The organism is Nitrospirota bacterium (assembly GCA_037386965.1).
GTDB lineage: Bacteria > Nitrospirota > Thermodesulfovibrionia > Thermodesulfovibrionales > JdFR-86 > JARRLN01.
The window spans coordinates 1-7,749 of the sequence record JARRLN010000093.1 but is presented as its reverse complement, the minus strand read 5'-3'; the positions used below and the strand labels follow the sequence as shown (position 1 = coordinate 7,749).

The window sequence follows — 7,749 nt, the reverse complement described above, 5'->3', positions numbered from 1 at the left end:
ATCCGGCCCCGTCTCCACGGTAGTCTCGACGGCCACGCGGAGCCCGGACTGCGCCGCCTCCTCGAGGACCGGGGCGATGGCCTCCCGATAGCGGCTCACACCCCTTTCCCCCGAGAAATGGACGACCACCAGGCCGGCGCCCAGGCTTCGGGCAAGGCCCATGGCCTTCCGCATCCTGTCGCTTCCTTCGGCGCCAAGGGGGCTCGCCGGCCACGGGACGTGCACGGAGAGGGCCATTTTCCGTCTGCGGGCCTCCCGGCGTATCCAGCCCCTCGTTTCTTCATCCAGGTCGTCCTCTTCCCATCCTTCCCCGCTTTCCTTCTTGTCCGGAAACCACTCGAAGGCCTCGAAGCCGTGCTCGCAGGCAAAGCGGAAGGGAACGAGCGGCGGAGCGGAAAAGGAGGTCTGGTTGCCAAGCCTTATCCTAAGAGCCACCGCCCACGCCCACCTGGGGCCGGGACTGCACAATCACATACCGTCCCTCTGCATATGCCCCTTCGATGTCCTGAGGCCCGCCCAGGGCCTTCTCCACGTGGGCGCCCGCCTTGGCTATGGCGCCGAGGAGTTCCTGCCGGAACGCCTCGTCCCAGAGAAGCCGCTCCTCCGTGTAATCGAGGACGACCGGGTGGGGCTCGGGGAGCATGACGCTTTCGTAGATGCCCGCGCCCGCATAGCCCATCAGGTCCTCCCCGTTGGAGTCGGACCGGAAGATGAGCCCTCCTCCATAAAGGGCCCTGCTCTTGCTCGGATAGGCCAGCACCACCGGCTTCTCACCGTCCTTTTCGCACGTAAAGCTCAGTGCCCGGCCGGGGTAGTTGCCCACCAGGGTCTCCCCGAGGCCGGGGATGACCTCGGCGTACAGCTCCGCCGTCCCCTCGGCCAGGGGGTTGACCGTGTGTATGACGAAGGCGTACCGGGCGTCCACCACCTTCTGGATAAGAACGGACATGACCAGGTCCTCGTGGGGTATGCCCCAGGCCTTCCTGCTCCAGTACGCCCTGTCGTTCCACTTGGAGGCCCACACCCGCTTGATGCACGTCCAGGTCCGCTCCCAGTCCTCCGGCCACTCCATGCCCGCCCGTCCCATGGCCTCCCTAAGGGAAGAGACCAGGGCCTCCGGCGCCCGCAGCCCAAGCAGGATGTCGCGCATGTTCTTCAGGGTCTCTCCGGGGCTCTCCTCAAGGCCCGCCTTCAGCTCCTCGAAGCGCCGGGCCACGTCCCCGTTTGCCTCCTCCTTGAGGACCTCCTCATGTACGGCAAAGGGAACGGCCACCGTCTCGGGCAGATGGAGCCAATCGGGCAGTTTTCCCCGGAGGCGGAGAAGGTTCATGGCCTTCCCTCCCACGACGTCGTCGCTGAACCGGTCGGAGGTGAGGGCGTAAGCACTGAAGGCGGGCCGCCTGAGCCGCGCCCGGGGGGCCTCGGCGGCCTCGGCGGGAGCCTCCGCCCTCTCCGGAGCTTCTTCGAAAGCCACATCGCCCGCCGGGGTCACCCTCAGGGTCATGACCTTGCCCTCGTACCCGCGCAGGGTATCCAGGCACGCCGGGTCGAAGCAGGTGGCAAACAGGAGCCTTGCGTTCCGGGCCCTCACGGCAACATGGGAGACGACGTCCGTCGTATCGGGAGAGATGACGGCCCTCACCCCCTCGGGAGGTTCCTCGTCTCCGGCTACCTTTCGGGCCACGATAATGGCGGGGCGCTCGAAGGCCCGTCCCTGCACGGAGCGGAGGGCGTCCACCACCCTCAGCTCTCCGGTGGCCGTCCCCCTGCCCCTGCTTATGATCTGCCAGTTCCCCAGCTCGGCCTTCTCCCGGAACCACCGTCCCAGTTGATGAAGGAGCAGGGAGAGGACAAACAACAGCCTCCCCCTTACCACCTCTTCCGTAAAAAGGCTCACCGTCCACCGGTCGGCGCGGAACTCCCTGCCCAGAAACTCCGCCTTCGGCTGAAGAAGCCCGTAATACTCGTCGATGAAATCCCCGAGGAAGCGCTCAAGGCGCTCCACCACGGCCTTGCCCTTGAGAGAGGTATCGAGGTCGAAGTCACGCCCGGTCAGCTTTTCCCACATGCGAAGGCAGGAGTGAAGCTCGGGGTCCTCGTCCCGGAAGCCCAGGTTCCGGAGGACGTCCCCAGCATACCGGACCATTCGCCCCAGGTCCCTTGCCTTCCCCGTGTCCCTCTCCACGACCATACGGAGGAAGTTCTCCAGGGAGAGGTCAAGATACAGGGCATCGCGCAGCCGGGCCGGGTCGGTCTCCGCCTCCAGCACACCCTTCATCATGCGGCGGGCCTCGGTGACCTTTGAGGCAAGCTCGGGCGTGGTTTCGCCCCGCGTCCAGAGCACGGAGGACAGGAGTGCCTGGCCCTCGCCGCCCAGGAGATAACGCGCTCCATCGAAGGCGCTCTCCAGGTCGGTCCCGGAATGGACCGACCGCAGGGTTCTCAGGAAATTCCGAAAGTCCTGGATGAGGCCTTCTTTCTTGCCGGCAAAGAAATTCGGGTCGCTCAGGATGGGCCGTTCGAAGCTTTTGAGCCGCTCCCTGGTGACGCCTCCCTGCTCCAGGGTCTTGTTGAAAACATCGAGGTTCCCGTCGCTCTCGAGAAACCCGAGATACGCCTCGCAGATGACTACGTCGTCCGGGGTGGTATTGTTATGGAGCTTCTGGTGCCACTCCTCGAGGAAATGGCCCGCCACCTCCTTGATGTGGTGCTTGTGCATGATGTTGAGGATCTCGTCCCGTATCCTCTGGCCCTCGCCCCCCTTGCCCACCGAGGCCATCATCATCCGCAGAAGCTCGCGCGCCTCGGCGTGCGAGGCATATGCCTGGGCCAGCCGCCGGGTCAGGCGGTCCTGGGCATAGCTCAGCTCCCGGGGCTTGGTGTTGTAATTGCGCTGCCAGTCAAGCTGCCGGAGAACGGAGTACCTGAGCCATACGAAAAGGAGGGCCACCCCGTGCACGTCGCCCCGGACCTCGTCCATCAGGTCGTGGCAGAGGTTGAACCGGTGCATGAGGGTCCAGGAGTGCTTCCCCATCTCCGCCTCGACAATCTCTTCGGCCACGCCCTGAAGCCGGGGAGGAAGCGCAATCTCCTCCCCGTACGGGCTCTCAATGGGTATGTAGAAATCCTTTCCCTTGTGCTTGAGCCACCTGCCGGCGTCGTCCATGAGGACAAAGGATACCCCCCGGGGCGGGCTCGCCGCGGGGAGCTCGAGCATCAGGCGGTTGAGGCGGTCCTTGTATTGAAAGGGCGTCCGGGCCGCCTTCTCGTCGAAGACGGTTGTCCCCTCGGGGCGCATCGACTCCGGAGGAAGCCGCCATTCGTGCCGGGCCTCCCGGGCCACGCCCCAGTGAAGGAGAAGGCCTCCCGGAAGGTCCGTAAGAAGCCTGAGCCTGTAGCGGCCGTCCGTCCTGGTGAGGACCGCGGCCAGCCGGGCCTCGTCGACCTCGAATATCCGCTCCTGGACCTTTTTCTCGTCCTTCACCCAAGCGTCAAGCTCCTGCTCAAGGGGCGGGCCTTCCTCCTGAGGGAGTTTCACGAGGTAGTTCCGCCCGTTGTTGTTGTCCCAGCGGTCCTTAGCGGGAAAATAAAGGACGAAAGCCAGAAAGCGGGCGCCCAGCGCATCGGCAAACCGTATCGTGATGGAGCCGTCCCCGAAAGCGGTGCTGAGCGCACCCTTGGCTCCCTCGGTGCCCGGGGGCCAGGCCTCCCGGGGAGGAAGCTCCCAGGACGTCCGGGACCCCCGGCTTATCCCCCAGTGAAGGATGCAGCCTTCGGCGTTCCTGCTGCTCAGCGTGAGGGATACCCCTCCGTCCGTCCTTCCGGCATCCACCTCGATGCGCACGCCGCTTTGAGTCGTCAGTTCTCCGGTCTTCGTCTCCATATCGCTTCCCGGCGGAAGAGTCTTCCCCATCCGCTTTGTCTCTGAAAATCGTTCATGGCAACATGAGAAATGAAGGCAGTATCACTTAATACTTAACAGAATCCCCGTGTTCTGTCAATTTCCGGGCGCTCAGGGGCTTCCGGCGACCGCCGCGGCCAGGGGAAGGGTAAAGAAAGCCAGGGCCGTGCTCACCACGACGATGAAGGCCGCCAGGGAAACATCAAGCCGGAAGCGGGCCGCGATGAGGAGGGAGAGGACCATGGTGGGCATGGCGCCTTCCAGAACGCACGCCGCAAGAGGCTCCCCCCGGAGCCCCAGGAGATGCGCGGAGGTAAAGGCGATGAAGGGCACCATGGCGAGCTTCATGACGAGGGCCGGGACCACCGCACAGGAATGGCGCACGGGGGGAATCGTAAGGGCCAGCCCGATGGAAAATACCATGAGAGGCGCCACCAGGCCGCCCAGCATCTCCAGTGCCTTCTGGATGAAGGCGGGCAGGATGACCCCGCTGGCGTTCAGAGCCAGCCCGGCGGCTATCCCCCAGATGGGAGGCAGGGACAGGATGGTCTTCAAGGATGCAGTCGGACCGAATTTCCCTCCCGAGCCGTACCGGGCGGCCAGGGGAGCACCCACCAGCCAGAGGACCGGCGTGGTTGCAAGCAGGTCGAAAAACAGGACGTACTTTACGCCGGCCCGCCCGAAGAGCGCGCTCAGCACCGGAAGGCCCAGGTAGGTCACGTTGCCGAAGGCGGCCGCTATGACAAGCACCCCCTGCTCCGCGGAGCCGATACGGAGGGCCTTGGAGGCCAGGGCATAGACGCCCGCGGAAACGGCGAGGGCCAGGAGCGTTGTTATCCACGCGGTGGCCGGTATGAGGAAGGTCTCCCGGTGGATTTCCGCGAGCGATATGCCGCTTATGCAGAGGGCCGGAAGAAAGAGGTTCAAAACGGCCCCGTTGATGGCGTTTCTCAGGGTGTCGGCATCCAGCCCGCCCGGCTTGAGCGCTTTGAAGGCAACGCCCGCCAGGATGATGAGGCCGAAGGAAAGAAGGGTCTCCTGCATCCCGCCATTATAGCAGACCGCTCAGGCGCCGGGAGCAGGCGGCTTCTTGTAGGGATGAAGAGCTGAACTCAGCTCAGAAAGTCCCTCAGCTCGGCCCGCAGGAAGGGGAGAAGAAGCGCCTTTCCTTCTTCGTGTCCTCCTCCAGATGGCACTTCTTGTACTTCATCCCGCTGCCGCACCAGCAGGGCTCGTTCCTCCCGGGCTTCGGCCCGGTGCAGGCCTCTCCGTTGGAAGAAAAGCGACCGACGATTCTCTTTAAAAAGCCCATGAATACACTCCTGTTTCTAAATTCAGCGACTATTCTAACAAAACCGGCCCGGATTCTTCATCCCCCTTCTTCCTCTTCGGTCCACACGCCCGAGGGAATGCGGTGCTTGGCGCGGACCCCCTTGCGGTAGACGTAGACCCAGGCCTCATAACGCCGGCCTCCTTCCGCCACGAGGCCGGAGAGAACCCGCTCGTACACCCTTCCCTCGTCTTCCAAGTCATCGAGGCGTTCGAGCAGGGCGGGCTCAACCTCGAAGACCTCGCCCCAAACCTCGCCGCCTTCGTCCGGGACCGCCCCGGGGTATCCGCTCTCCGTCCGGTAAAGTGCGTAGCCGGCCATGGCGGCCGGCTCCAGGAAGGCCGCATCCGGTCCCCTCAGGTAATGGTAAAGGCTGAACCCCCTTTTCAAGGAGCCGTATACGAAGACGCGCTCCCTGCCCCCGCCTTTCACGTCTTCGGGGTTTCCCTAATCCTGCCTCCCTTGAGCAGGGTGTACGTCCGGCCGCGCCAGGAGACCGTGTTTCCAAGAAAACTGTGCGCCCAGAGACCGAAGCCCAGGACGTCCTTGAGCGGCAGCAGGGGGAGCCAGAGGAGCCACCGGGCAGAGCGGACGACCGTTCTCTCCACGGCCAGGGCCAAAGCTATTCGCACAGAGAAGGCAAGCCCCAGGGCGCCCAGGGCCAGGGGGGTTGGTCCGGAAAAGGCCAGAAGAAAAAACGCAAAAGGCAGGACATGGGTTATCCCGTAGGCGGCATAGCCCCCGGGCCGGGACGCCCTGTAGGTGCGGGTCCACCGCACCTGGTGGCTCACGTGCTCGCTCACCTTCATGGGTCCCACGACGTCCTCAAGCACGTACCGGGAGAGCTTCACCTTCAGGCCCCGCCGGGCGATGAGGTTTCCGATGCGGTAGTCGTCGGCAAGATAGTCCTGAAGCGGAGCAAAGCCTCCTATGTCCTCCAGCGTCCCGCGGGAAAGGAGCATCGAGGCCCCCAGGCCGAAGGTGACTCCCTCCACCCTGCGGGCCACAAGGACGGAGGGAAGAAAATCAAGCCCTATGGTCAGGGACTCCAGAGCGGCTCCAACGCTGCGGGGGCGGGTAATCTTGTACAGGGAGGTCACCATGCCCGTGCCCTCTTCTTCTTCGTACTCCGCGACGACGCGCCGCAGGTACAGGGGGTCCACGCGCATGTCGCCGTCGCTTACGGCGATGAGGGGACAGCGGGCGGCATCCAGGAGTCCCGCCAGGTTGGCCATCTTTCTGTTGGCCGCGGAGCCCTCCGGGCTCAGCACCACCCGTCCCGGGCATCCCCCCCAGGCGATGTCCTGGGCCAGGGGGACGGCCTCGTCATCGGGGTCCGTAAAACCCATGAGGACCTCGTAGAAGGGATAGTCCTGCGCGCAGAAGCTCAAAAGGTTCTCCCTCCCCTCCGGGTCCATTCCCTTCAGGGGCTTGAGGATGGAGACCGCAGGGGTTTCGCCCGTCAGAGGCTCCTCCTCCGTCTCCCGGAAAAACGCGGCCACCGCAAAGAGGGCAAAGAGGTTATAGGCCGTGCCCGCCCCCACCAGGAGGAAGAGCAGGACGGTGGCTAGCAACATGAGAATGCAGCGTTTCGAGGCATGGACAGATGCGTTCGCCTTTCCCCGGCCGTGGTAGAATTATGTGAGTTTATAACACGCCGACGGGGATATTGCAAGGAAACATGGGCTCGGGAGACATTGTATTTTTGGCGGCCTTCCCGCATGAGACGAAACGGCTGAGGAAATCCATCTCTCCCCTGAAAAAATCGGCGGCAGGCCCCTTCACGGTTTATGCCACCGACGGGCCGCGCCGGACCGCCGTGGTTCAGACCGGGATGGGCGCAGCCAACGCGCGGGCGGCCTTTCGGAGGTGTCTCGGGGATGGGAAACCGGGCCTCCTGGTCTCGGTGGGCTTCTGCGGAGCCCTGTACCCGAAAGCCAGGGTAGGCGAGCTCATCTGGGCCACCCGTTTCCTTTGCCTTCCGGACGGAGACACGCTGGAGGTCTCCGGCCCGCCGGGGCTTTTCGAGAAGCTCTCCGGCCTTCTTCCCCTCGCCCGGGGGGAAGTGGCCACCTTCAGGGAATGGCAGCCGAAAAAGGGCATGCTTGCCGCGCTTCCGCCCGGCCTTTCCCGTCCCGTCTGCGACATGGAGACTTTCTTCCTTGCCCGGGAGGCAAAAGAGAGGGGCATACCTTTCATCTCCGTGCGTGCGGTAAGCGACACCCTGGAGAGGGACCTTCCGCTGAAACCGCGGGACGCCGTAAACCGAAACGGCATGTACAGCCTTGCCCGGGCTATGCGCTTTCTCCTTATGAACCCCCGGCGCATTCCCGCCATCATGCGTTTGGGCATAAGCTCCCGCAAGGCGGCCCGCTCCCTGGCCGTTTTCGGCGAGGCCCTGAGAGAAGCCCTCTAGGGACCGGGCAGAACCGCTCCGGGGAAGTCTTCCCTATGGCGCCGGAGGGCATCCCCGCCCTGGCCCGGGCCCGTCTTGCACCGGAGGAGAATGGCCGTGGGA

7 protein-coding genes are annotated in these 7,749 nt (G+C 64.4%); 1 reads left to right on the top strand and 6 read right to left on the bottom strand.

Annotated elements, in window-relative coordinates; genetic code table 11:
* From P8Y39_11495 to hpnI, 6 genes are all read right to left on the bottom strand, one after another.
* A partial coding sequence (locus tag P8Y39_11495) for a TIM barrel protein (protein ID MEJ2192943.1) occupies positions 1 to 435 on the bottom strand: 435 nt, incomplete at its 3' end.
* Complete coding sequence (locus P8Y39_11490; protein MEJ2192942.1) at positions 425 to 3,883, bottom strand: PEP/pyruvate-binding domain-containing protein; 3,459 nt, start codon at positions 3,881 to 3,883, stop codon at positions 425 to 427. The genes P8Y39_11495 and P8Y39_11490, both read right to left, overlap by 11 nt.
* Positions 3,884 to 4,012: 129 nt before the next feature.
* Positions 4,013 to 4,945, bottom strand: coding sequence for an AEC family transporter (locus P8Y39_11485; protein ID MEJ2192941.1), 933 nt, complete (start codon positions 4,943 to 4,945; stop codon positions 4,013 to 4,015).
* Positions 4,946 to 5,030: 85 nt separating this feature from the next.
* Positions 5,031 to 5,213: an SEC-C metal-binding domain-containing protein gene (locus P8Y39_11480; GenBank protein ID MEJ2192940.1), complete on the bottom strand. Its 183-nt coding sequence runs from the start codon at positions 5,211 to 5,213 to the stop codon at positions 5,031 to 5,033.
* Between the two features lie 57 nt (positions 5,214 to 5,270).
* Complete coding sequence (locus P8Y39_11475; GenBank protein MEJ2192939.1) at positions 5,271 to 5,663, bottom strand: gamma-glutamylcyclotransferase; 393 nt, start codon at positions 5,661 to 5,663, stop codon at positions 5,271 to 5,273.
* The gene (gene hpnI, locus P8Y39_11470; GenBank protein ID MEJ2192938.1) at positions 5,660 to 6,808 is read right to left on the bottom strand and encodes a bacteriohopanetetrol glucosamine biosynthesis glycosyltransferase HpnI; all 1,149 of its coding nucleotides are present in this window, start codon (positions 6,806 to 6,808) and stop codon (positions 5,660 to 5,662) included. Before hpnI ends, P8Y39_11475 begins: the two co-directional genes overlap by 4 nt.
* 104 nt (positions 6,809 to 6,912) lie before the next feature.
* Between hpnI and P8Y39_11465 the strand changes: the two genes are divergently transcribed.
* Complete coding sequence (locus P8Y39_11465) at positions 6,913 to 7,647, top strand: hypothetical protein (GenBank protein MEJ2192937.1); 735 nt, start codon at positions 6,913 to 6,915, stop codon at positions 7,645 to 7,647.
* The last annotated feature ends 102 nt before the right edge of the window (positions 7,648 to 7,749 follow it).